Source organism: Paenibacillus dendritiformis (assembly GCF_945605565.1).
Classification (GTDB): Bacteria; Bacillota; Bacilli; order Paenibacillales; family Paenibacillaceae; genus Paenibacillus_B; species Paenibacillus_B dendritiformis_A.
The window spans coordinates 2230416-2255075 of record NZ_OX216966.1 but is presented as its reverse complement, the minus strand read 5'-3'; the positions used below and the strand labels follow the sequence as shown (position 1 = coordinate 2255075).

Here is a 24660-nt window from a genome sequence, read left to right as displayed (position 1 = left end):
AGCGGCCCTGAATATCGGCTCCGTTCGTTTAGGCTGTGCCTTCTCAATTCCTTTCGGCTGCTTCGCGCGCTTTATCCGCTTCCCGGCCCTTCTGCAGGGCTGCTTCGCCTTCCGCCTGCACCGCGGCGACAGCTTCATCTACCGTCTTTTTGTTGTCGATAACGGCTTTCAGTTCCTGCCTCAGGATCGTTCTGAACTCCGAGTAAAATTGCTGCGGGACATCCGCATTCGGTCCGCCCCACATCGATTCGTTCTGCCCCTTCGGACGCAGCGAATAGAATGCCTCTGTGCTTTTGCCGTCAATTTCCTTCATGAACTGGTTCCGTGTCGGCAGATGGCCGTCTATCGATCGGGAGGCTGCCTTGGCCATCTCCGGCCCGTTCACGAATTTGACGAACTCCCACGCCGCCCGCTTGTTCGGGGAATCCGCCGCGATGGCATACACTTGGTTCAGTCGCACGTACCAAGACTCATCTGGAGAAGCCGGATCGACGGGCACTGTCACCATGCCCCAGTCAATTTTCTTTGAATCTTTATCCCACATGGCACGGTTCTTCAATTGGGACAGGAACCATGGGCCATCCATGATCATAGCCGCCCTGCCTTTGAAAAAGAGATCGTCATCCGACGAAAATTCCTGGGGGGAGTCCCCCTCATCCATCGATCGGGTGTAGACCGCCTTGTTCCGGATCGATTCCGTTGCCAGTTTCACCGCCTGCTTCCAGCCATCCGTATGGAAGACCAGCTTCTCCCCCTTGGCATCGAACAATCGCAGCGACGAAGCGTTCGCCATATCGAACACCATCTGCTCAGACGCTCCGAATCGCTGGTAGTATCCATAGAGCTGATCCTCGCCTGAGCCGATGCCAGCGAAGCGGCCCGACAGCTCGAGCACCTCCTGCCAGCTCATTTTATTGCGCGGCAGTTCGATATGATGCTCCCGGAACAGCTCGGCGTTATAGTAAATGACATTGGTATAAAAAATAGGAGCCAGCCCGTACAGCGAACCGCCGCCCCTTTCCCGAATCATGTCGATAAGGCCGGGCATAAACCCTTCCACATCAAATTTTTCCTGAGCGATGACGGCATCCAGATTATACAGCTCGCCTTCCTGGACCAGCTTCTCCATCATAGGCAAATCAACCATCAGCACATCCGGCTTATGCTTGTCCAGAAACTTCAACCGCTCAGCTTCATAATCGACATTTTCTTTGTCTTGCAGCTCCCGGTTCATTTCTTGTAAATTTACGACTTCAAATTCGATATCCGGGTATTTCACGTTAAAATAATTGCCGTATTGCGAATAGAAGCTTTCTTCATTGTAATAAACAACTTTGATCTTCCCCTTGCCGTCTTTACCCAGCTCATCCAGCACGGGCTTCTCGCCGAAGCAGCCACTAAGCAGGGCAACGACTGTAGTCAGAAGCAGAGCAAGCTTCGATTTTCCTCCCAATTGCGTTCTCCTCCTTCTTCCTATACAAAGAGTAGTAAAAGAGTAATATCGGCAATTCCTATATGAAAAAGTAGACATATTCTAACCTTTGTAAAAAAAGACCGCCAACTTATGTCAGCGGCCATAAATCCCTGAGTTCGCGTACGCAGGTCACTCCCCTTCGGATGCGCCTGCCTCCGCACTGCCTGAGCCTTCTGTTTCGTTATCTTCCGCTGCTTTGCCGCTCTCGCCTTTCGCTTTCTGTTCAGCCTCTTTGCGCGCTTTATCCGCTTCCCGGCCCTTCTGCAGGGCTGCTTCGCCCTCCGCCTGGATGGCGGCGGCGGCTTCATCGACCGTCTTTTTGTTGTCTATTACAGCCTTCAGTTCCTTATCCAGGAGCGTTCGGAAGTCCCTATAGAATTCGGACGGCACCTCCACATCCGGTCCGCCCCATATCGAATCGTACTTCGCCTTCGGCCGCAGCGAGTAGAATGCCTCCGTGCTTTTACCGTCGATTTCCTTCATGAATTGGTTCCTCGTCGGAAGGTTGCCCTCCATCGAACGGGAGGCTGCCTTGGCCATTTCCGGCCCGTTCACGAATTTGACGAACTCCCACGCCGCCCGCTTGTTCGGCGAATCCGCCGCGATGGCATAGACTTCGTGCAGACTCGCGTACGAAGACTCGTCAGGAGAAGCCGGATCGACAGGTACGGATACCATTTCCCAGTCGATTGGCTTGGCCTCTTTATCCCACATGATACGGTTCTTGATTTGAGAGATGAACCATGAGTCCCCCATGATCATCGCCGCCCTGCCTTTGAAGAAGAGATCGTCATCTGACGAAAATGTTCGAGCGTTCCCCTCCTCCCTCGGTTGCGTGTATACTCCCTTGTTCCGGATCGCGTCCGTTGTGAGCCTCACCAACTGCTTCCAACCGTCCGTATTGAAGACGAGCTTCTCCCCTTTGGCGTCGAAAAACCGCATCGAGGATCCGTGTGCAACATCCAAAAAGAGATCTTGAGGTCCTCCTCCATAGCGCTGATAGTAGCCATAGACTTGATTCTCGCCTGAGCCGACACTTGCGAATCGGCTCGATAGATCAAGCACCTCCTGCCAGGTCATTTTATTGCGCGGCGGTTCGATGTTATGCTCCCGGAACAGCTCGGCATTATAATAAATGGCACTCGTATAGAAATACGGAGCCAGTCCGTACAGCGAACCGCCGCCATGTTCCCGAATCATGTCGACAAGGCCCGGCATATACCCTTCTAAATCGAATTTTTCCTGAGTAATGATCGAATCCAGATTATACAGCTTCCCTTCCTTGGCCAGCTTCTCCATTATCGACAAATCAACCATCAGTACATCCGGCTTGTGCTTCTCCAGAAACTTCAACCGCTCTTCTTCATAATCGACATTTTCTTTGTCTTGCAGATCCCGGTACATTTCCTGCATACTTACGATCTCGAATTCAATATCCGGATATTTCACATTGAAATAATTGCCGTATTGCCGATAAAAGTTATCCTCATCATAATAGACAACTTTAATTGTCCCCTTGCCATCCTTTCCCAGCTCGTCCAATACGGGCTTCTCGCCGAAGCAGCCGCTGAGCATGGCAACGACCGTAGTAAGAAGCAAAGCAATTTTCCATTTTTTAACCAAAATAGATTCTCCTCCTCTATAAACGAAACGACCGCCAACTTGTGTCAGCGGCCAATGTCATGTCTTGAATTCTATGCTGGTCAATCTCCTTCTGCTGTTCCAGCCTCCGCGCTGCCAGAGCCTTCTGTTTTGTTCTCTTCTTCTGCTTTGCCGCTCTCGCCTTTCGCTTTCTGTTCAGCCTCTTTGCGCGCTTTGTCCGCTTCCCGGCCCTTCTGCAGGGCAACTTCCCCTTCTGCCTGGATCGCGGCGACGGCTTCATCCACCGTCTTCTTGTTGTCTATCACGGCTTTCAGTTCCTTGTCTAGGATCGGTCGGAAGTCCCTATAGAATTCGGACGGCACCTCCACATCCGGTCCGCCCCATATCGAATCGTACTTCGCCTTCGGCCGCAGCGAGTAGAAGGCCTCTGTACTTTTGCCGTCGATTTCCTTCATGAATTGGTTCCTTGTCGGAAGGTTGCCGTCCATCGAACGGGAGGCTGCCTTCGCCATCTCGGGCCCGTTCACGAACTTGACGAACTCCCACGCCGCCCGCTTGTTCGGGGAATCCGCCGCGATGGCATAGATTTCGCTCAGACCGGCGTAAGAAGACTCGTCAGGAGATGCCGGATCGACAGGCGCGGATACCATACCCCAGTCGATGTTCTTGGAATCTTTATCCCACATGGCACGGTTCTTGATTTGGGATATGAACCATGGGCCCTCCATGATCATCGCCGCCCTGCCTTTGAAGAAGAGATCGTCATCTGACGAAAATGTTCGAGCGTTCCCCTCATCCCTCGGTTGGGTATATACCCCCTTGTTCCGGATCGAGTCCGTTATCAGCTTCACCATCTGCTTCCACCCGTCCGTATTAAATACGAGCTTCTCCCCTTTGGCGTCGAAAAACCGCAGCGAGGAAGTGTTCGCCACATCTAAAAGCAGTTCCTGAGGATCTCCTCCAAAGCGCTGATAGTAGCCATAGACTTGATTTTCGCCCGAGCCGACGCCGGCGAAGCGGATCGACAGGTCGAGCACCTCCTGCCAGGTCATTTTATTGCGAGGCGGTTCGATGTTATGCTCCCGGAACAGCTCGGCATTATAATAAATAACACTCGTATAGAAATACGGAGCCAGTCCGTACAGCGAACCGCCGCCACCTTCACGAATCATGTCGACGAGTCCCGGCATGTACCCTTCCAAATCGAATTTTTCCTGGGCGATGACGGAATCCAGATTATACAGCTTGCCTTCTTGGACCAGCTTCTCCATCATTTCCAAATCGATCATCAACACGTCCGGCTTATGCTTGTCCAGAAACTTCATTCGCTCTTCTTCATAATCGACATCTTCTTTGCCCTGCAGGTCCCGGTACATCTCTTGTTGATTCACGATTTCGAATTCAATATCCGGATATTTCACATTGAAAAGATTGCCGTATTGCCGATAAAAGCTATCTTCATCATAATAGACAACTTTGATTTTCCCCTTGCCGTCCTTCCCCAGCTCGTCAAGCACGGGCTTCTCGCCGAAGCAGCCGCCAAGCATGGCAACGACCGTAGTAAGAAGCAAAGCAATTTTCCATTTTTTAAGCAAAATAGATTCTCCTCCTTTACAAAATGAAAAGGCCGCCAACTTGTGTCAGCGGCCATAACTCATGTCTTGCACTCTATGCTAGTCAATTCCCTTCGGATGTAGTTGCCTCCGCACTGCCTGAATCCTCGGTTTTGTTATCCTCCGCGGCTTTTCCGCTGTCGCCTTCTGCGCCCTTTTGGGCCGCTTTGCGCGCTTTTTCCGCTTCTCTGCCCTTTTGCAGCGCTGCCTCGCCTTCCGCCTGTATGGCGGCAGCGGCTTCCTCCACCGACTTCTTGTTGTCGACCACGGCTTTCATTTCTTTGGCCAGAATCTTAGTGAAGTCTTCGTAGAATTCTCGCGGCATTTTCACATTTGCTCCGCCCCACATCGACTCGTAGTCCGCCTTCGGCCGCAGCAAATAGAACGGCTCCGTGCTTTTGCCCTCAATTTCCTTCATGAACTGGTTCCGTGTCGGCAGATATCCCCGCGAAGAGCGGGAGGCCGCCTTGGCCATTTCCGTCCCGTTCACGAATTTGACGAACTCCCACGCCGCCCGCTTGTTCGGGGAATCCGCCGCGATAGCGAATACTTCGTTCAGACTCGAATACGATGATTCATCCGGATTCGCCGGATCGACAGGCGCGGTCACCATGCCCCAGTCGATTTCCTTTGCTTCTTTATCCCACATCATGCGATTCTTGAATTGGGATACCATCCAAGGTCCATCGATAATCATCGCTGCCTTGCCTTTGAAAAAGAGATCGTCGTCGCCCATAAATACACGTTCATTGCCTTCATCCATTGGTTGGGTATAGATCGACTTGTTCCGGATCGCGTCTGAAGCCAGCTTCATCGCTTGCTTCCACCCATCCGTATTGAAGACGAGCTTTTCCCCTTTGGCGTCGAACAGGCGCAGCGAGGAGGCTTGCGCTATTTTATTCAGCAGTTGGTCCACAGTGCCATATCGTTCGTAATAGCCATAAATTTGATTCTCGCCCGATCCGATGCCCGAGAAGCGGCTCGACAGATCGATCAGCTCCTGCCAAGTCATTTTATTGCGCGGCGGTTCGATATTATGCTCCCGGAACAACCCGGCATTATAGTAGATCACACTCGTGAAGAAATTAGGGGCCAGTCCGTAGAGCGAACCGCCTCCCTTGGCTCGAATCATATCGATGAGGCCCGGCATAAATCCGTCCAAATCGAATTGCTCCTGAGCGATAACGGCGTCCAGATTATAGAGCTTGCCTTCCTGGGCCATCTTCTCCATCGTGGACAAATCAACCATCAATACGTCCGGCTTATGCTTGTCCAGGAACTTCCGCGTTTCTTCCCGATAATCGGCATCTTCATTATTCTGCAATTCCCGGTACATTTCTTGCTGATCGATCACTTCAAATTCAATATCCGGATATTTCACATTAAAACTATTGCCATACTCCGAGTAAAAGCCTTCTTCGCTATAATAGACAACTTTAATTTTCCCCTTGCCGTCCTTCCCCAGCTCCTCAAGCACCGGCTTCTCGCCGAAGCAGCCGCTGAGCATGGCAACGACCAGAGTCAATAGCAGAGCAATCTTCCATTTCCTTACCACAGTCCGTTCTCCTCCTTTTCCCATTCCAAATCCAGTATATCGGTTGACATAGCCGGGTTCAACCATATACAGGAAACTTTATGTTTTTGTTATGTTTTTGCTAGACTAGTTTCCAATTCCTTGCAAATGCAAAAGCACCGCCGAATGATGTCCATTCAGCGGTGCTCGGCCTTTTCCTCATCATTACGTTCGTTTGTCCTTGAGCCACTTCGGCGCGCCTTTGTCCTTCCGCTCCCGGTGGCGCTCCGACTTGGACTCCGCCTTCTTAGCGGAGACTGCGGAATCGCGCGTGCCGGGCGGCTTGCGGTTCGGCTTGCTGCCCCGGTTCCCGTTCGGGTCATGCAGGCGCCCTTCGTAGAACACGCGCTCGGCGATCGTAATTCCAAGCTCGCGTTCGAACTTGCGCATAATGAACCGCTCTTGCGGCGTAATCAGATTGACGGACAGGCCTCGGCGGCCCATCCGGCCGGTCCGGCCGGCGCGATGGATATAATGCTCCGCATCCAGCGCCGGCTCAATGCTAATGACGAGCGGCAGATCCGGGATATCCAATCCTCGGGCCGCGACATCGGTCGCCAGGAGCACCTGGACCTGGCCTTCGCGGAAGCGCCGCAGCACAGCTGCCCGCTCCTGCTTCGGCGCATCGCCGTACAGGGAAGCAACCGACAGGCCAACATAGGCCAGCTTCGCCTCCCATTCCCCGATGCGGTTCGTGTCATTGACGAACGCGATCGCCCGCTTCGGGTTCCACAGCCGAATGAGACGGCGGACCATATCGATCTTGTCGCGTTCAACGGCCACATATAAATGCTGGATCGTGTCCGCCATCCGCTTGTCCGGCTCGATTCCGATCTCCGCAGGCGTCTGCATGAAGCGGCCGGCCAGTTCCCGAACCTCCTGAGGGAGAGTCGCCGAGAAGAAGAGAAGCTGCCGATCGCGCAGAGCGCTGCGTATCGCCATATCCGTATCGTGGGCTCCGCCCTTCTGCAGCAAATGATCGACTTCATCCACGACGATCATGCGGACCTCATGCATCTTCAGCTTGCGCATTTCAATCAGTTCCCGGATTCGGCCGGGCGTGCCGACAACCAGCTGCGGCTTGTCGCGCAGCCGCTCCACCTGGCGGTTCAGCGCGGCTCCGCCAATGAGCGCAGCAACGTGAATGCCGCTTCCCTCGCCGTAGTACTCCGCCTCGCGCACGATCTGCATAGCCAGCTCCTGCGTCGGGGCAATCACAACCGCCTGCGTGCCTCGATACGAGGCGTCTATTTTCATCAATACCGGCAAGAGGTAAGCCAGTGTCTTGCCCGTTCCGGTCTGCGACTGGGCCAGAATATCACGGCCCTCCAGCGCTGCCGGAATCGCTTCCGCCTGTACGGGCGACGGAGCGGTAATGTCTTTCGCTTGAAGCTTGGCTAACAATTCCTCGGTAATCGACAAGGAAGCAAACGTGGTGCTCAACTGCATCGTTCCTCTCTATGACATGACATCCGTTCATGTATGTATATCTAGCTCAACTTCGGCATCCATGGCTCTATTATAACGAAAAGAAGCGCGGTCACCAAACTTTTCGTCCTTGACCGGCCCGTCTTGGCGGTGAAATGTGGTACAATTAACCATATATGCAGATTCTGCGCAAAAACAGGGCAGCTCCCGAAGTTGGCCCAAGCCATCGTGATGCATCATCGTCCATATTTCGTGACATGCTGGAATATAAAGTGGAAATATCGAAGCAATCGAAGCGGCCGCAAAACGCGGAACGTAATGGTGAGGCATTGATCATGAGCGTAACAAGAAAAAGGAGGACCTACTATGAGTGAAGCTGCGCAACCCGCATTCGAACGGTTAGTTGAAAAATATGCCGAGCTGCTGACGGGACATTCCGATCCGGCCACCGTCGACAAGGTGAAGCGGTGGGCCCTGTATAATCAGATGCATAAGACGATGCCGAACCTGACTCGGCATTGGAACGATGCCCATCCGGAAGGAAAGGCGGAAATACGGGCGCTCTTCGAGGAGATTAAGCAAATGAACGAGGCGCATCGTCAGGGCGGCTCCAGTTCCTGACGCTATGTGCCGGCTGCCGCGGCAAGTCCGCTCCCGCGATACCGCATTCGGTTGCGGCATAGTATGAGCGGACCGGCTGCAGTCCTCCCCGAGCCGATAACATTCGTCCAGCGCCCATAGCGGCGCTTATTTTTTGTTCAGCAATCTGGCTGCGATTCGATTGGATATGCGGGGAAAGAGAGAATAGAGGCGCATTCCCATGGCTCCCAGCCACGGCAGGTCCACTTCCTGTCTGCGCGTCTCCATGATGCGAAGCAGGTGGCGCACCACCTTCTCCGGCGGCATTATGAACCAGCGGACATTATGAACATACTGGCCTGACGGATCGGCCAGTTCGAAGAAGGGCGTATCGACAGGTCCCGGATTGACGGCCGATACGGCCACGCCAGTCCCCGCCAGCTCCATCCGCAGCGCATTCGTGAACCCGAGCACGGCATGCTTCGTCGCGCTGTAGCCGGCCGACTTGGGAGATCCGATCTTGCCTGCCATAGAGGCAATATTTACGATATGTCCGTCGCGGCGTGCCAGCATATGCGGGAGCACCGCCTTCGTGCAGCGCACAACCCCCATATAATTAACGTCCATCATGCCGGCGAATCGGGCCACGCTCATGTCCGTAACGCGCTCGAATTCCCCATATCCCGCATTGTTGAGCAGGATGTCGATACGTCCGAACCGCTCCATGACATCGGTTACGACATGTTCCACATCATCGTCGCTCGTCACGTCCATCGTATAGACGGCATGCTCCGCTGTTATGCCCAGAACGGCAGCCTCCAGCTTCTTCCGCGAACGTCCCGTCAACACCGGAATAGCACCTTTTGCCGCTACGGCCTGGGCGGTCAGAGCCCCGATGCCGCTCGATGCTCCTGTGATGAGCACAATTTTCCCTTTCAAATCCATTTCCTGCTGCTCCTTTGGCGCTGCCTCGCCTGCAGTCCGCCATTCCTGGCGCTGCAGCTCGCCGCAGACCTTGCATCATGCGTCAGGATACAACACTGACCTTATCACTATATCCGATATGCATGAGCACATCAAACCGTCCGATGTCTCCAATAATGAGCGGCACCGCCATCGCCTGTTGAATCGGTCCCGAGTTGGAGGAGACCAGCAATTGAGGGGGCGTAATATCAACGCGCAGCCCTTGATTGTACATCAACGTCGTCGCATTGCCGCTAATCATATTCCCCAGCTCCGAAATCGCGCTTTCTCCAATGGCGTCTAGCGCTTCCAGCGGGAAGCCTCCCATCATCGCAGAAGCCATCTTAATCGCAACATCTTCATTTAATCCGAACGCCACATGGCCCGATAATTGCCCTGTCATCCCTATCTGGATACGAAAATCATGAGACCCGCTCCAAGATAGCATCTCAAGTTCTCCCCGTTCCGGACGGACTTGCACGACTTGCTCAATGACCGTGCACGCCGATTGCAAAAAAGGATGAATCCACTCGGCTTTCATCTTTGTATCTTTCGCCCCTTTCCGACAGTAAGGGAGTAATGTCCGAACCTCATTCGAACGTCCTACATACCCACTTTTATATGACTATTATACTAAAAACACTCGCATCGATCACTAAAACATTTATCTCAATTTCATTAATTTTGTATATTTATATATTTCCGAGCATAAAGAACGATTCCTCCAGCTTTATATTGCTGGACAACCAATCGCTTTTGCCTATGCAATCGCGGATGACGCTGCTCCGAAAAGATTGCCGCTGTTTCCATCAAGCTGTCTATCATGACCAAAGACCTAATCTTCAAGCAAAATATGAAATGCAAAATTATTCAGGAGAAAACTCCCTTCTACTTATAATAGGTATTAAGAAAGACCTTTTTTTGGGCGATAAATAGAATAGAGAGGATGTCGAATTTCCTTAATTAATGTCGAATCTGTTTGTGCAAACATCTTAGAGGAGGGGCAGCTATGTTAAAAAGCATTAAAATGAAACTGGTTCTTGCCTTTTTAGTTACGATCCTGATTCCAATTTCTATTATTGGCATTATTGTTAATAATAGTATGATCAAAGAAATCACCTCCGCATTCGTGACGTCGACGACCAACGAAGTCGCGCAGGTGGACGGCAGAATGTCGCTTTTTTTCGACACGGTAAAAGAGAATGTCAAGTTTCTGGCGGACAGCCCGATTATCAATCAAGCCGATGACAGCATCACCTCATACATGAAGCAAACGGAGAACAAAAAATCGACATTTGCGCAAAATGGCGGCATTGAAAGTCAAATTTATAAGGAATTTGAACGCTTTGCCCAGACGCATCCAAACACCTCTACCGTATTTTTGGCCGCTAATCATGGCGGTTACGTGCAGTGGCCGGAAAAAGAAATGGCCGCCAAGTATGACCCGCGCACCCGTCCTTGGTATACGAACGCGATGGCGAAGCCGGACCAAGTGACGATTACCGATCCGTATGTCGATTCAGTAACCGGCGACTTGAATATGAGCAGCGTAGCGGTCGTCCACGACGATAACGGCAAGCCGCTGGGCGTACTCGGGATGGATACGAGCCTCAGCAAGCTGGCCGAACAGCTCCAGAGCATCAAAATCCGGGAGACCGGCTATGTCGTTCTGCTCTCCAAAGACGGAACGATTCTCGCGCATCCCCGCAACCCGGAGCTGATCTCCAAAAACATTGCGGACATCGGCGTCCCTCAATTTGCGGATATCAAAGAAAAAACGGCGGATCATTTCGAGATTCAAGTCGATGGCACAGACTATATGACCAACTTGTATACGTCACAGACGACCGGGTGGAAATACTTGTCTATCGTTGAAAAAAGCGAGCTGACACAAGAAGCCGACAAGATCGGAATGATCAATCTGATCACCAGCTCGATATGCGCCCTCTTATCCGTGCTGCTGGCGCTTGGAGTGGCATCGAACATTACGAAGCCGATTCAGACCGTCGTCGCCAATCTGAAGGAAATCAGCGCCGGGGATTTCACAGGCGAGGTCCCTGCCTCTATTCAGCGGAAAAAGGATGAAGTCGGCGTGCTGGGACAATCGCTCCAAGTGATGCAAGCCTCCATCCGCCATCTCGTCGGAGAGATACGCAGCGCCGCGAATACATTGGCCGCATCTTCGGAGCAGTTGTCAGCCCATACGGCGGCAAGCACGGCTCAGATTCAGGAAGTCGATTCCATTGTCAAGATCGTCGCGAGCGGCGCCGAGACGCAAATGCGGGGCACGGAGGAAGGAGCCAAGGCGATGGAAGAGATGGCCATCGGCATTCAGCGCATCGCGGAAAGCACAACCAACATATCCGAGACGTCCATCGATACGACCGACCAGGCGAAGCAGGGCAATATGCTGCTCCAGGAAGCGGTGCGGCAGATGAATACGATCGATGAATCGGTGAAGCATTCGGGAGGATTGGTGCAGACTCTCGGCGAGCGGTCGGAGCAGATGGCCCATATCGTCGATGTCATCACCCAGATCGCATCGCAGACGAACCTGCTTGCCCTCAATGCGGCGATTGAAGCATCCCGGGCCGGAGAACATGGCCAAGGCTTCGCCGTCGTCGCCCATGAAGTCAGGAAGCTGGCGGAGCGCTCGGCCGAATCGGCCCGTGAAATCTCCGATCTGATCGAGGAGACGAGACACGATGCCCGCAAAGCCGTGGAATCGATGGATCTCGTGCGGGATAGCGTCGCCGACGGCATTGAAAAAGTGCAAAATTCGGGCGCGACCTTCGAACGCATCTTAACGGACATTACGGATATTGCAGGCCAGATTCAGGACACGTCGGCCGTGACGGAAGAAATGTCCGCCGGCTCCGAGGAAGTGCTTGCTTCCGTGAATGAGATTGCGCACATCGCCGAAAAGAACGCGGAGCATGCCACGAAGCTGGTGAAGTTCACGGATCAGCAGCTGCTCGATATGGGCACACTGTTGAAGAACGCGGAGCAATTGAATCAAATGGCGCAAACGCTGAACGAGATGATAAGCCGGTATAAAATTTAAGAGAACGCAGCAAGGGGGAGCAGGAAACCAGCTCCGCCCAGATCGAAGACAAACTCCCGCGAAATACTGCAACCGCGGGAGTTCTTTACGTTTTTTATCCATATTTACAAATACGAAAGAGAACTCAGGAGAGGTGCGACCGGTCTTCCAGAGCCAGGTCGCCATTTTTTTGAAGTTCATGGCAGCAAAAACAAGCATCGCTTGCACAGACATTCTTTTTAACCCGCGTAAGGTCGTCCACCGCATCCCATGCTTCTCCTTTAAATCAGCAAAAACCCGCCCTATTGTTTCTTTCCTCTGCGCATAAATCCGTTTGTTTTCTTCTCTATGGCGAAGGTGATCCGCCTCGTCTTCATCGTATACCATCATCTCATCGTCGAAGATGCTATGAGCTCGCAAATAGCGAAAGGGGCACACCCTCTCCACATGCCGCAGTTGATCCTGAACATCGGCATGCAAGCCTCCTTGGCTTTGCCGATCGTGATCAACGGCTTCCACGTATGCCGGCTCGGCTCGCCGGGGACGGAGAGGTCCACTTCTCAGGCGTACTCTCCCGCCGCGAGAATATCATCATCCGCTGCACCAAGCGATTGGCTGCGCTGCAAATACGGATTGATGATCCTCAGCGCGCTGGATGAATTGAACGCAAAATCGGTGGCCGATGGCTTTTTCATCTGCTCCGCCAAAGCTGTATTATCTCCCGCCAGTCTATTCACCTGCTCCGCCAAAGCTGCATTATCTCCCGACACTCTATGCACCTGCTCCGCCAATACTGTAAAAATGCAGCAATTTCATTGACACGAGGTTGCGAAAATAAGATTGCTGCAAAAATACAGCAATTCCCCTACGGCAAAGCATATATAGCGTTCAAAATGGCGAAATAATGTAATTTCTCCTAGGCCCCCTAATTAAACTGGAGCTCTTGGCCCCAATATTATAAGCTGTTATCAGAGGGGGTAATAAGTATGGGAAAGCACTTTAGCAAAGAAATACGCTTGGAAATCGTAAAGGAAGCACTGGCCGGCATTAAGGTGGGAACTCTCGCCCGAATGTACGGTGTACATCCGGAGACTATACGTGTTTGGGTTAGAGACCACCGTGACGAAATTAGTCAAGAGGAGATACCTGCAGCAGACGAGCATCTGCAAGAACTCCGTCGACTTCAAGAGGTGGAGGCCAAGTTCGAACAGGCAAAAAAGCTCCTGGGTGAAAAAGAACTTGAGATCGAAATCCTGCGAGAACTCGTAAAAAAGAAGAACCCCGCTTATCTGAAAGACTTGAAGTAGCAGAATCGTTTATTAAGCGGGGGCATGCAACAGCTAAGGTTCTGCGTATCCTAAAAGTTCACGAATCGACGTACTATGGCCGGAAGAAACGAGAGGCATCCAACACCGAAGAACGTGCTTCATGCGGCCTAAAAGGGCGTCCTGTACCTGGATTTTCCTCTACGAACACGGGCCGGAAAGTTGCAGATGAACAGATTAAAGAATGGATGCTCGAACTCCTGGAAGGAGAAGAGCACGTGTATGGGTACAAGAATTTGGCGCTGTGCCTCCGCAGACAACGTGGCTTGATCCTAAACAAGAAAAAGGCGTACCGCATTTGCAAGGAGTTAGGAATTCTTCAGAAACAACGAAAGAAAACAAGCAAACATCCTCGCAGAGTACCGAGAAACCGAACGGTAACCGGGGTGAATCAGCTATGGCAAATTGACATTAAATATGGGTACGTGGTTGGGCGTCAGCGATTCTTTTTCGTGCTCAGTATCATCGACGTATTTGACCGCGTCGTCGTCGGACAATACCGGGGTTCCGTCTGTGAGGCCAAGCACGTCGTGCAGACACTATGCCGTGCGCTGCAAGAACGTCTGAATCCCGGCGATGACTTACCTACCATCCGCACCGACAACGGGCCTCAGTTTGTCAGCAAGCTGTTTGGTGATACGTGCGAGAGTCTGGAGATCGTCCATGAACGGATCCCGCCGCGTAGCCCGAATATGAACGCGTACATTGAGTCATTTCATAGCATACTCGAACGTGATCTGTTCAGCCTGACGGAATTTATGACATTTGAAGAGGCCTATGAAGCACTTGATCGTTATATGGATTTCTACAACAACCGCAGAATGCATGGTAGCCTAAAGAGCATGTCACCATCGCAATTCTCGAAGTGGGTCATGACGCTGGAAGACCGATCAAAATATCATCGGGCCATGTAATCACGCGAAATAGGAAGCAATTCTAAGAACGCATATTTTTTGGTGGGCATGACCCCAGATATGAGGGGCCTAGCCGATTTTGCAGGATTTTCTCGGAATTTAGCCTCTTGAGGTTAAAAATGCTGCGCCTGTGCAGCATTTTCAAGCGGGGACTAGCTTGCTTCATGCGCGGACCTGCTTGCCATAACATAACCTGTCCTGCCTCCCCCGGCCCCGCCCTTCCTAAGAAAAAAAGACTGTCGACAGGACTTTGTCGACAGTCTTAGGCGGAGCAGTAAACCTGCTCCGCCTTGTTCGTATCTCAGGAACTTCGGCTTGTCCTTTATTTGTCCAGCAATCCCCGCTGCATCGCTTTCCACACGAGCTGGGAGAACAGACTGTTCGACCAAGCGAACCAAGGGCGGGTGAAGATGGCCGGATCGTCCGCGTGGAAGCCTTCATGCATGAAGCCGGTATCGGCATCGGTCGCTTCCAACGTGGCGATGAGCGACACGATCTCCTCATCGCTGATCGCCGTCAAGCCCTGCATCGAGAGCGCCATATGCCATATATAGCCGTCCGGCGTATGCGGGCTGCCGATTCCCGAGGCGGCCTTGCCTTCGAAGTAGTACGGATTCTCCTTGCTCAGGATGAAGCGGCGCGTATTCTGGTAGATCGGATCTGCAGCGTCCGTATAGCCGAGATACGGAATCGACATCAGACTCGGCGTCCCCGCATCGTCCATCAGACAGAAGTTGCCGAAGCCGTCCGTCTCGTACACGTACATTTTGCCGTAGGCCGGGTGATTGTAGGTGCCGTACAGCTGGATGCCGTGCTCGATTTCTTTTTCGAGCTTGTGCATTTCCTTCACGAACGCTTCATCGCGGAAGCCGTATTTCGCAATCTCCTGCATCTGGCGCAGCGAGACGGCCGCGAACATGTTGGAAGGAATATTATAATGGAAGTCGCAGGCATCGTCGCTCGGACGGAAGCCGGACCACGTCATCCCCGTATAGTTGACCGGCATGCCAAGGCCGTCGTTGCGCAGCGTATCGATATCCGGGCAATTCTCGCGCATGAAGCGGTACGGCGATTGCTCGAAATGGCGCTGCTCCGTCTTCCAGACGTCGACGATTTTGCGCATGGCGGATTTGAAGTTCGTATCGAAAATATCGGTGCGCCCCGTCTCTTTCCAATACATATAAGCAAGACGAATCGTGAAGCACATCGAATCGAGCTCATATTTGCGCTCCCATACCCATGGGGACATGTCGGTCTGGTCATTCGCATCCCAGTGCCAGTCGTTCGGGCCTTCATTGAATGCGTTCGCATACGGATCGATATTGATATAGAACATATGGCGCTTAATCAGGCCGCCGATGATGCGCTGCAAATCGGCGTCATCCTTGGCGAACGGGACATAGTGAATGACTTGCTCCACCGAGTCGCGCAGCCACATAGCCGGAATGTCTCCGGTCAGCACGAAGGTCGTGCCGTCCTCCAGCAGCTTCGTCGTCGTCTCCAGCGTATTCGGGAAGCAGTTCTTGAACTGCTTCAACAGCTTCGGGCGATGCGCCAGCTTCTGCTCTGCCTCCGCCAGCACCTGCTTCACCGCTTGGGGAAGCTCGAACTTCGGCACGTCGATTTTGGGCAATCGGAATTGTTCCATCTTGGGTATCCTCCACCTGTTCCACTTGATGTATATATTGGGATGATATGCGCCGGCACGGACAGCGGGAAGAGCGAAGCCGCTCCTCTGCCTTATCCTGCCCGCGGCTCTTCTTAGTTTACATGCAAACGCAGGTTATCGCTACCCTCTGCGCCGGAACTTCATCAGCTTATCGCAAATGAATCCGCGAACGGGTCGCCGACCTGCCTCATCCACGCCTGCATCGCCTCGTCCAAGCGGCGGATATGCTGCTGCATCTCCGGTTCCTGCGCCAGATTGCGCAGCTCCAAGGGATCTTCAAGCAGGTCGAACAGCTGCACCATGTCCGTACCTTCGCCGGTTACGCCGGACTTCCGGTAGCGAATGAGCTTGTAGCGGCCGTCCTTCACCATCCGCTGCGTGTCCTTGTACAGCGCATAGACGGTATTCCGCTCCTCCGCGCCGGCTTCTCCGCGCATCAGGCCTGCCATGCTGCGTCCTTCCACGGACGCCGGAACTGGAATGCCAGCCAGCTCGCATAAGGTCGGATAAATATCCATCTGATACACTTGCCCGCGTATCGGCCCCTTGGCCGGCACGCCAGGCCCTGCCATCAGCCATGGAATGCGGATACTGTGCTCGTACAAATTTTGCTTGCCCATCAAGCCATGCTGCCCGACGGCGAGCCCGTGGTCAGACGTATAGACGACGATCGTGTCGTCCATTCGTCCGGTCTCCTCCAGCGCTTGCATTAACCGCCCCATCTGCGCATCCATATGGGTGATCATCGCGTAATAATCGGCGATATGGCGCCGAACCTCATCCCTCGTGCGCGGCAGGCCCGCGAGCCCTTCATCCCGGATATGCATCTCTCCATTGTCAAAAGGATGCTCCGGCAAAAAATTGCCGGGCACGGTGACGCGGTCGCCCTCATAATGCGACGCATACGGCTCGGGCGCCGTCCGCGGATCATGAGGAGAAGTATAGGCGACATAGAGGAAAAACGGATCCTCCCGGTCATATCTCCGGATGAACGACTCCGCTTCATCCGTGAACAGCTCGGTCGAGAACGTGCTCTCGACGGTGCGCTGGGAGGACGAATAAGTTCCCGCCGGATCATAGGCATAGACAGGGACCTCCCGATGATGGCTCATTCCGCCGAAGAAGATGCGGTTGCCGCCGGCAAAGCTGCGGTTGAAGCTGGCGGTGTCATTATGCCACTTCCCGACCGCATACGCATAGTAACCATGCTGTTGGAACGTCTCGCCCAAGGTGCGCTTCTCCGGAGACAGCGTCATCTTCTCCACCGTGTCGCCCAGCTCCTGCTTCACCGTCGCCCCGAATATCGAGGAGCCGGTGTTCAGGCAGGCCCGGCATGGCGAGCATACCGCTCCGTCCATCCCGCCAATGATGTTCGTGCTCTGGTAGCTGACGCCGCGCTCGGCCAATCGGTCCAGCGTCGGAGTCAGCACCTCGGGGTTGCCGTGCGCCCGAATCGACTCATACCGGTGGTCATCGGCGACGAGCACGATCACATTCGGCCGCCGCGCAGAATGCTTATCCATCATTCATCCGCCCCTATCTGCTCATTATGTCAATAGACGGGAGTCCGTTAGCCTTTGACGGCCCCCGCCGTCATTCCTTGCATAATTTTCTTATAGAATGCGAGATAAGTCAAAATGACCGGCAATACGACGATGACCATCGCTGCCATCATTTGCGGATAGTTCACGGTGAACTGTCCGTTGAAATTCGTCAGACCGACCGGAAGCGTCCGCAGCTCCGGGCTCTTAATCAGCACGAGCGCGAACGGGAACTCGTTCCAGGCGCCCAGGAAGTACAGGATGATGGCCGTCGAGATGACCGGAAGACACATCGGGAGCACGATCGTAAGCACCCGCCGCGTCGTGCTGCTTCCGTCAATCGCCGCCGCTTCCTCGACCTCGAGCGGAACCGATTTGATGAAGTTCTCGAACAGGAATATCCCCATCGACAGGTTGAAGGCGACGTACGGCAGCACGAGCGTTATCCGCTGATCGAGCAGCCCCAGCGCCTTGAACTCGACGAAGACCGGGATAAGCAGCCCGTGAATCGGAATGAGCATTCCTGCCAGGAACATGAAGTAGACCAGATTGCGCCCCGGGAAGTCGAAGCGCGCCAAAATATAGGCGGCCAGGAAGCTCAATACGACCGTGAAGATAACCGTCAGCACGGTGACGAATACGCTGTTCACGAAATACGTATCCATCTTCCCGATGCGGAAGGCGTCAATATAGTTCTGGAAATTCAGCGACGTTGGCAATGAAATAATATTCAGATTGAATTCCTGCTGGGTTTTCAGCGAGGAATAGATCATCCAGATGACCGGGAATATGCAGGACAACGACATGACCCACAGGAACAGGTTAATCAAGAACCGCGGAATGAACCGCATCGCTTTAGTCATTGTTCTTCCCTCCAATCAGGCGGCTCAACAGGATAAGGAAGACGCTGAGCACCATAATGCCGATGGAGATCGCACTGCCGTATCCAAGCTTGAACGCTTTGAACGACGTGTCATATGCATATTGCGCCATGACTGTGGAGGAATTGCCCGGTCCGCCTCCCGTCATGACGAAGATGCTGTCGAACGCCTTCATGTTCCCCGCAATACAGAGCATCACGGCAATTTTCATCGTATCCTTAAGCAGGGGCAGCGTAATGTACATCGTCTTCTTGAAGCCGGTGGCTCCATCGATCTCCGCCATCTCGTACACTTCCCCGTTGATGCTTTGCATCGAAGCCATAAATATAATCAGGTAGAAACCGATATATTGCCACACAATCGGTGCTGTTACGGAGTACATGACGACGTTCGGATCGTCCAGCCACGGCTTGATCCAGGATTCGAGTCCCAGGGAAGTCAGCAGCCAGTTCAGCAGTCCCGCGTCATTGTTGAAGATCATGGACCACAGGAAGCCGATGACGACCGAGGACAGGACGACGGGGATAAAGATGACGGTCCGATGGAATTCGCGCCACTTCACCCACTTGTTCATCAGGAAGACCGCGATGATGAACGCGATCCCGATCTGGCCGACGACACTGAAGCCGACAATAATTAAGTTATTGAGAAAAGCGCCCCAAAATTTCGCATCTTGAAGAAGCACCTCATAGTTGCGGAGCCCGATCCATTCCATCTTCGGTCCGCCCGACCATTTATAGAAGCTGTATCGCAAGGCGAGCACCAACGGAACAAGGACCATGAACGCGTACAGCAGCACGCTCGGCAGCAAATAGGCGAAAAATGTCCAGCGCTTGGGCCGAATCGCGGAGTTATTCATCACGGCTCTCTCCTCTCTTTTGCACATGCAGAACGACAGACAAGACAGACTCCTCCCGAACATGGCGTTCAGGAGAAGGGTCCGTCCGTCTTCTATCCAACTGTTGCATCTCTATCTTGGTTATAAGCCAGCTTGCCTGCCAAGCCGGGATTACATTTCGTTCTCGTATTCCTTTTGCATCACTTCGGCCGCTTTTTCCGGCGTCAGCTGCCCGATGAGCATTTCCTGCATCGCGGAATTCATCGCTTCCGTCAGACCTGGGGACAGACGGGAATCGTAGATAGGAACATATTTCGTCGTTTCAAGCAGCTTCACCATTTTTTTGGTGAGCGGAGACAGATCCAGCTCGTTGATATTGTCCACCTTGCTGGAAGGAATGTCGCCATATTTCAGAATGACTTTGGCTGCTTCCTTGTCGGACAAGGTCTTCATCAGCTTGGCGATATCGTCGAGCTTCGACTCGTCGATGTTGGCATTGATGGCATAGGCCCATCCGCCGCCGCCGGACACGCCGTTCTGGTCGCCCTTGGCGCCGTCGATAGCCGGGAAGACAGCCAATTCCGTCTTGTCCAAAATCTCTTGCGGGCCGCCGGTCTCCACCGCGTTGCTCGCCCAGGCGCCTTCGATGAACATCGCCGCCTTGCCGTTATAGTAGAGCGTCTTCATCTGATTGTTGTCGATCGAGTTCATGTCGTTGTTGAACGCTCCGCGCTTGGCCAGATCCTGGAACAATGCCATCGCTTGCACGAACTCCTTATCGGTGAACTTGGCGCCCTTGTGGTTCGCGAGGCTCTCGAACCATTGCGTTCCGGTGAAGCGGTCGCCCAGCGTCGACATGTAGCTCGAGTTCGCAAGCCATTTGCCTTTGTTGCCGAAGGCAATCGGCGTAATGTTCTCGGCTTTCAGGTTGTCGATCAGCTTCAGGAAGTCATCCCATGTTTTCGGGAATTCGGAGAAGCCGGCTTTGGCAACCAAATCTTTGTTGTAATAAATGACATGGGTCGGTCCGCCCGAAAATTGAATGCCGTATGTTTGGCCGTCGACTTGGTACGTATCCAGCGCCCCGTCTACGAAGCCGTTCTTCCAATCCGGATCTTTATCCAGCAGATCGTCTACCGGTCTTACCAATCCGTTCTCGACGAAGGTCGTTACCATCGAGCTCTTCATCAAGAATACGTCCGGCAGTTCGTTGGCAGCGGCCAGCGTCTTAATCTTCGTCTCATAGTTGTCATGCGACTGAATCTCTTGATCCAGCTTAAGGTCCGGATTATCCGCCGTGAACTTGTCGAGCAGCTCCGCTTGATGGAGCCCCCCGCCTTCGGCGTTCTTGTCGAACATGTGCATGAACGTAATCGGATCGGACGGGCCTTTGTCCTTGCCCGTCTCTGCAGCCGGCTTGGACGAGCCGCAGCCAGCGACCGCTACCGCCAGACAGCTGATCAGCAGAATCGAGGTCCAACGTTTGATGCCTTTTTTCATTTGTGTACACCCCTTTAAGTTGTGCAATCATTATGTGTGCGACCGTTTACAATCTTAAGTATAGGTAATCGGACCCGGCTCGTAAGTAGAGGATTATATCAAATTATCCGATTTTTTAACCTTCTTCCCGCCTCATGCGGAACTGCGGCGAAGTAGGAAGACGCAAATAAGGCAAAGCCGGCGCCGCCGCCAGCCTTGCCTTATTGTATTCTGCCCCATCGGCCGCATCATTTCTCCTGCCTCTACAATTCATTGCGGTACTGCTTTGGAGTGATGCCGGTATATTTTTTGAAGATATGCGCGAAATATTTATAGTCATTATAACCTACTCGCTCGGCGACCTCGTATACCTTGAGCCCGACATCCTTCAGCAGCTGCTTCGCCTTCTCCACCCGGAGCTTGTTCAACCATTCCGAGAAATGCTCCCCGGTCTCTTCCTTGAATACACGGCTGAAATAATTCGGGGTAACATACACCTGTCCGGCCACGTCCTCCAGCTTCAGATCCTGGGCATAGTGTTCCTGCATATACTGGATCGCCACCGCGACGATATTGCGGTAACGCCCGGTCTTGTGGCGGGTAAGATGATCGACGAACGAATCGAAGATACGGCCGACCCAGCTTCGCAGATCGAAGATCGTCTCGTACTTGTGAACCTCCTCGTAGGGCCGCAGCAGCACCGGCTCCAGCTCGCTGCGCTGCACCCCCATCTGCTCCACATGATTCGTCGCTAGCACGATCAGCTTCACGCACAGCGACCGCACATGCGGATAGGATGCGCCCGCTTCCGCAAAATGCCGGAACCAGGTGTTGAGCCGCTCCTGTATGCCGGCAGTATCCAACGCCGTCAGACATTGAAGCAGCTCGGCTTCCTCCTTGGCGGATACGAACACCGGTTCATCATTATCCGCATGCTCCCCCGGCTGGAAGGGGATAACCTGCCCTTTGCCGCGATATGCTTTGCCCGAGAGGGCGCTAAGCGCTTCGTTCATGCTCTCGTTCACCTGATGGAGCGAAGGAACGACGCTTCCGATGCCGATGGTGACGGAGACTTTGACGTAGCGGCGGATGCAGTCGCTCAGTTCCTCGCACACGGACAGGATCCGGTGCCTGTTCATTATATTGACGTTGAGAAGAATCGCGATCGAGCTTTCATCCATTTGGCAGAGGGCGCTTGGATACCGTTCCGTTAACAGCTCGTCCGCCACATTATATAGTGCGAACATAAGCAGCTCCTTTTCCCGGTCGGACGCCTGGCCCATCAGGAGCAAGTAATCGTCCATATCGACGACGGCGACGGCATATTCCGGGCCTTCGAGCGTAATCTGAAGCTGGCGCGCCCGGTCCAGCATCTCCTCATCGAGCTTCGCCTCTCCTTGCAGGAGACGGAGCAGCCATTTGCTCTGGATGAACGGCAGGCTCTCGCGCAGCAGCATGCCCTTATTCCGCTCGTCGTAAGAACGATCCCGTTCCTCGTGAATCTGATCGCCCAGCTTGAGCATCAGCTTCGTTAACTCCTCGGCGCCGACCGGCTTGGTCAAATATTCGCTGACGCCGATTTTGAGCGCCTGCCGCGCATAGTCAAAATCATCATAGCCCGATACGATGATAATCTTGACTTGCGCCTGCCGTTCGCGCAGCGCCCCGGCCAAGGCGAGTCCGTCCATGACCGGCATCCGGATATCTGTCATGACGATATCAGGCTCCAGACGGCTGGACAGCTCCAACGCCTCCTGCCCATTCTTCGCCTCGCCGACGATCTCGATGCCGAGCTGCTCCCAATCGATGGACGTTCGTATCCCTTTGCGGATAATCAACTCATCGTCAACGATCAATACTTTGATCCTGTCCCTGTTCATGCTGGCTTGCCCTCCCCGTAGCGCCAAGGCTGGATGATTTCTGCGATCGTCCCGCCTTCCTTCCTGTTCATGAAGCTTACCCCATACTCCTGACCGTAATTGAGCTGGATGCGATCGTTCACATTCTTGATCGCGAACCCTCGGTTATTGCCGCCGCTCTCGCGCATCAGCCGTTCCATCTCCGCGATATCGACCCCCGTGCCCGTATCCTCGATCCGGAAGACGAGCTGTTCGTCCCGCCGGAAGATGCGAACGCGGATTGTTCCCGGTTCGCCCAGCTTCTCGATGCCATGAACGATTGCGTTCTCCACGAACGGCTGCAAAATGAGCTTCACTGTCATTCCGTTCAGTGTATCTTCTTCATCGACCTCAAGCGCGAAATCAATTAATTCTTCATAGCGCTTGCGTTGAATAATCATATAATTCGTTACGTGATTCACTTCATCCCGCACCGTCGTCAGCTCCTTGCCGCTGTTCAGGCTGAGGCGGAACAGCTTGGAGAGCGCCTCGACGAGCTGCGCCGTATCGTACGCCTTCTCCATGCGGCTCATCCAGTAGATCGTATCGAGCGTATTATAGAGAAAATGCGGGTTAATCTGCGCCTGGAACGCCTTGAGCTCCGCTTCCTTTTTCTTCAGCTCCGCCTCATAGACGAGCTTGATCATCTGATGCAGCCGCTCGTTCATCCGGTTGAAGCTGCGGCCGAGCTGTGTAATCTCATCGTTGCTGCCGATTTCAACCCGTCCCTGGAACTGGCCCCGCTCGACCTTCAGCATCATGCTGCGCAGCTGCCTAATCGGGCGAATAATGCGGCGGGAGAACAGAAGCGCGGTAATGACGCATAAGACGAAGGAGATCACCATCGCCAGCAGCATCAGCTGCGGGATCGCGCTATTCTCCTGAAGCACTTCATTCAGCGGCACCGCATGGACGATCTGCCATCCGGACTTGCCCATGCCGGCGTAGGTTACCAGATAGCGTTGACCGCCCATCGCGACCGTATAATATCCGTGCCCGCCCTCGGCCTCATTATCGTAGTCCAGCGCCGCCGGGAGCCGGGAATAGACATGTGCGTCCCCGGTCGAGGCCAGCACGAGTCTCTCTTCATTGAGCAAATAATAGTTATCCTGCGTACCGATACGCTGCTGCTTCATCAGATCGCGCACATACGGCAGGTCGATGTTGATCTGAACCATGCCCAGCCGGCGGCCAACATTATTCACATCCCGGATCTCGCGTATGAAGGACAGCGTCTCATGCCCGCCCCGCCTCTGCACGAACCAGAGCGGCTTGCCGCGCAGCCGCTTCACCTCATCGAGCATCAGGCCGTCCAAGCCGACGGCTTCGGGCGAGGTAGAGAAGGTCATGCCGTTCTCCCCTCGCAAATAGATGGAATGAATGAAATCTTTCATATTGATAAGATGGAGAAAAAAGCGTTCCATGACCGCCTGCTCCTTCGCGATATTGTCCTGCGACTGAGTTCCGCTGAGCAGGAAGCGGCGCACCTCATCCGATTGAATCAGGAACAGCGATGTATCATGCACATAGTCCGTCATGAACTGAATATTCAACCCGACCTGGGTAACGGCATTCAGATCGGACGCCGATACTTTTTGCTCTACGATCTCGGATGATTTCCAATAAGAGAACAGGCCGATGAGCAGAATGGGAATACAGACGAGCAAGACGGTAAATCTCAATATTTTCGACTGCAGACTGACAAAGGGCCTGATGCGCCCCATATGCATCGTCTCCTTTTCCAAGCTTGCACGCGAGGCCGTATCCTTCTTCTGCGGCCCGGCATATACATCAACGGTTCCCATTATACAAAAAGGTTGACAACTTTGCCTAGAAAGCG

Annotated in this window: 19 protein-coding genes and 1 pseudogene; 4 read left to right on the top strand and 16 right to left on the bottom strand. The window is 53.5% G+C overall.

What is annotated here, in order from left to right:
- Positions 1–43 precede the first annotated feature (43 nt).
- From NNL35_RS09775 to NNL35_RS09755, 5 genes are all read right to left on the bottom strand, one after another.
- Positions 44–1453 (bottom strand): ABC transporter substrate-binding protein, encoded by a 1410-nt coding sequence (locus tag NNL35_RS09775; RefSeq protein WP_006678820.1) that lies wholly within the window; start codon positions 1451–1453, stop codon positions 44–46.
- A gap of 150 nt (positions 1454–1603) precedes the next feature.
- Complete coding sequence (locus NNL35_RS09770; RefSeq protein ID WP_006678819.1) at positions 1604–3097, bottom strand: ABC transporter substrate-binding protein; 1494 nt, start codon at positions 3095–3097, stop codon at positions 1604–1606.
- A gap of 80 nt (positions 3098–3177) precedes the next feature.
- A complete protein-coding gene (locus NNL35_RS09765; RefSeq protein ID WP_006678818.1) occupies positions 3178–4671 on the bottom strand; it encodes an extracellular solute-binding protein in 1494 nt (497 codons plus the stop codon).
- Positions 4672–4753: 82 nt separating this feature from the next.
- Positions 4754–6244: an ABC transporter substrate-binding protein gene (locus tag NNL35_RS09760; protein WP_006678817.1), complete on the bottom strand. Its 1491-nt coding sequence runs from the start codon at positions 6242–6244 to the stop codon at positions 4754–4756.
- A 183-nt stretch (positions 6245–6427) separates the two neighbouring features.
- Positions 6428–7711, bottom strand: a complete 1284-nt coding sequence (locus tag NNL35_RS09755) for a DEAD/DEAH box helicase (RefSeq protein WP_006678816.1) — start codon at positions 7709–7711, stop codon at positions 6428–6430.
- Between the two features lie 345 nt (positions 7712–8056).
- On the opposite strand from NNL35_RS09755, the gene NNL35_RS09750 reads away from it, so the two are divergent.
- Positions 8057–8311 (top strand): DUF2573 family protein, encoded by a 255-nt coding sequence (locus NNL35_RS09750; protein ID WP_006678815.1) that lies wholly within the window; start codon positions 8057–8059, stop codon positions 8309–8311.
- A 126-nt stretch (positions 8312–8437) separates the two neighbouring features.
- Here the strand turns inward: NNL35_RS09750 and NNL35_RS09745 are convergent, their stop codons facing one another.
- The gene (locus tag NNL35_RS09745) at positions 8438–9214 is read right to left on the bottom strand and encodes an SDR family NAD(P)-dependent oxidoreductase (protein WP_006678814.1); all 777 of its coding nucleotides are present in this window, start codon (positions 9212–9214) and stop codon (positions 8438–8440) included.
- A gap of 82 nt (positions 9215–9296) precedes the next feature.
- Positions 9297–9773 (bottom strand): chemotaxis protein CheX, encoded by a 477-nt coding sequence (locus NNL35_RS09740; RefSeq protein ID WP_006678813.1) that lies wholly within the window; start codon positions 9771–9773, stop codon positions 9297–9299.
- 561 nt (positions 9774–10334) lie between these two features.
- Between NNL35_RS09740 and NNL35_RS09735 the strand changes: the two genes are divergently transcribed.
- The gene (locus NNL35_RS09735; protein ID WP_254553318.1) at positions 10335–12296 is read left to right on the top strand and encodes a methyl-accepting chemotaxis protein; all 1962 of its coding nucleotides are present in this window, start codon (positions 10335–10337) and stop codon (positions 12294–12296) included.
- Here NNL35_RS09735 and NNL35_RS30630 read toward each other — a convergent pair.
- Together NNL35_RS30630 and NNL35_RS30355 are read right to left on the bottom strand one after the other, a co-directional pair.
- A pseudogene (locus NNL35_RS30630) lies at positions 12293–12647 on the bottom strand (transposase); the annotation flags it as partial. The gene NNL35_RS09735 and the pseudogene NNL35_RS30630 sit on opposite strands and share 4 nt — an antisense overlap.
- A gap of 188 nt (positions 12648–12835) precedes the next feature.
- On the bottom strand, positions 12836–12970 hold the full coding sequence (locus NNL35_RS30355; RefSeq protein ID WP_276540127.1) for a hypothetical protein: 135 nt from the start codon (positions 12968–12970) through the stop codon (positions 12836–12838).
- Between the two features lie 291 nt (positions 12971–13261).
- Between NNL35_RS30355 and NNL35_RS09725 the strand changes: the two genes are divergently transcribed.
- Together NNL35_RS09725 and NNL35_RS09720 are read left to right on the top strand one after the other, a co-directional pair.
- Positions 13262–13582: a transposase gene (locus tag NNL35_RS09725; protein ID WP_254552909.1), complete on the top strand. Its 321-nt coding sequence runs from the start codon at positions 13262–13264 to the stop codon at positions 13580–13582.
- An 11-nt stretch (positions 13583–13593) separates the two neighbouring features.
- On the top strand, positions 13594–14514 hold the full coding sequence (locus tag NNL35_RS09720) for an IS3 family transposase (RefSeq protein ID WP_276540147.1): 921 nt from the start codon (positions 13594–13596) through the stop codon (positions 14512–14514).
- A 322-nt stretch (positions 14515–14836) separates the two neighbouring features.
- Here the strand turns inward: NNL35_RS09720 and NNL35_RS09715 are convergent, their stop codons facing one another.
- From NNL35_RS09715 to NNL35_RS09685, 7 genes are all read right to left on the bottom strand, one after another.
- Entirely contained in the window at positions 14837–16162 is a 1326-nt protein-coding gene (locus NNL35_RS09715; RefSeq protein ID WP_006676016.1) for a glycoside hydrolase family 125 protein, read from the bottom strand.
- Positions 16163–16326: 164 nt separating this feature from the next.
- Positions 16327–17706, bottom strand: a complete 1380-nt coding sequence (locus NNL35_RS09710) for a sulfatase family protein (RefSeq protein WP_006676017.1) — start codon at positions 17704–17706, stop codon at positions 16327–16329.
- 47 nt (positions 17707–17753) lie between these two features.
- Positions 17754–18587 (bottom strand): carbohydrate ABC transporter permease, encoded by an 834-nt coding sequence (locus tag NNL35_RS09705; protein WP_006676018.1) that lies wholly within the window; start codon positions 18585–18587, stop codon positions 17754–17756.
- Positions 18580–19464 (bottom strand): carbohydrate ABC transporter permease, encoded by an 885-nt coding sequence (locus NNL35_RS09700; RefSeq protein ID WP_006676019.1) that lies wholly within the window; start codon positions 19462–19464, stop codon positions 18580–18582. The genes NNL35_RS09705 and NNL35_RS09700 overlap by 8 nt, the downstream gene beginning before the upstream one ends.
- 150 nt (positions 19465–19614) lie before the next feature.
- Positions 19615–20943, bottom strand: coding sequence for an extracellular solute-binding protein (locus NNL35_RS09695; RefSeq protein ID WP_006676020.1), 1329 nt, complete (start codon positions 20941–20943; stop codon positions 19615–19617).
- A gap of 242 nt (positions 20944–21185) precedes the next feature.
- Entirely contained in the window at positions 21186–22802 is a 1617-nt protein-coding gene (locus NNL35_RS09690; protein ID WP_006676021.1) for a response regulator transcription factor, read from the bottom strand.
- Entirely contained in the window at positions 22799–24625 is a 1827-nt protein-coding gene (locus tag NNL35_RS09685; protein ID WP_006676022.1) for a cache domain-containing sensor histidine kinase, read from the bottom strand. Before NNL35_RS09685 ends, NNL35_RS09690 begins: the two co-directional genes overlap by 4 nt.
- Between the last annotated feature and the right edge of the window lie 35 nt (positions 24626–24660).

Coding starts and splice junctions, on each gene's coding strand:
- NNL35_RS09710 (WP_006676017.1), bottom strand. CDS start 17,706: ATGGATAAGCATTCTGCGCGGCGGCCGAATGTGATCGTGCTCGTCGCC.
- NNL35_RS09705 (WP_006676018.1), bottom strand. CDS start 18,587: ATGACTAAAGCGATGCGGTTCATTCCGCGGTTCTTGATTAACCTGTTC.
- NNL35_RS09715 (WP_006676016.1), bottom strand. CDS start 16,162: ATGGAACAATTCCGATTGCCCAAAATCGACGTGCCGAAGTTCGAGCTT.
- NNL35_RS09690 (WP_006676021.1), bottom strand. CDS start 22,802: ATGAACAGGGACAGGATCAAAGTATTGATCGTTGACGATGAGTTGATT.
- NNL35_RS09750 (WP_006678815.1), top strand. CDS start 8,057: ATGAGTGAAGCTGCGCAACCCGCATTCGAACGGTTAGTTGAAAAATAT.
- NNL35_RS09755 (WP_006678816.1), bottom strand. CDS start 7,711: ATGCAGTTGAGCACCACGTTTGCTTCCTTGTCGATTACCGAGGAATTG.
- NNL35_RS09700 (WP_006676019.1), bottom strand. CDS start 19,464: ATGAATAACTCCGCGATTCGGCCCAAGCGCTGGACATTTTTCGCCTAT.
- NNL35_RS09745 (WP_006678814.1), bottom strand. CDS start 9,214: ATGGATTTGAAAGGGAAAATTGTGCTCATCACAGGAGCATCGAGCGGC.
- NNL35_RS30355 (WP_276540127.1), bottom strand. CDS start 12,970: ATGAAAAAGCCATCGGCCACCGATTTTGCGTTCAATTCATCCAGCGCG.
- NNL35_RS09695 (WP_006676020.1), bottom strand. CDS start 20,943: ATGAAAAAAGGCATCAAACGTTGGACCTCGATTCTGCTGATCAGCTGT.
- NNL35_RS09725 (WP_254552909.1), top strand. CDS start 13,262: ATGGGAAAGCACTTTAGCAAAGAAATACGCTTGGAAATCGTAAAGGAA.
- NNL35_RS09685 (WP_006676022.1), bottom strand. CDS start 24,625: ATGGGAACCGTTGATGTATATGCCGGGCCGCAGAAGAAGGATACGGCC.
- NNL35_RS09735 (WP_254553318.1), top strand. CDS start 10,335: ATGATCAAAGAAATCACCTCCGCATTCGTGACGTCGACGACCAACGAA.
- NNL35_RS09740 (WP_006678813.1), bottom strand. CDS start 9,773: ATGAAAGCCGAGTGGATTCATCCTTTTTTGCAATCGGCGTGCACGGTC.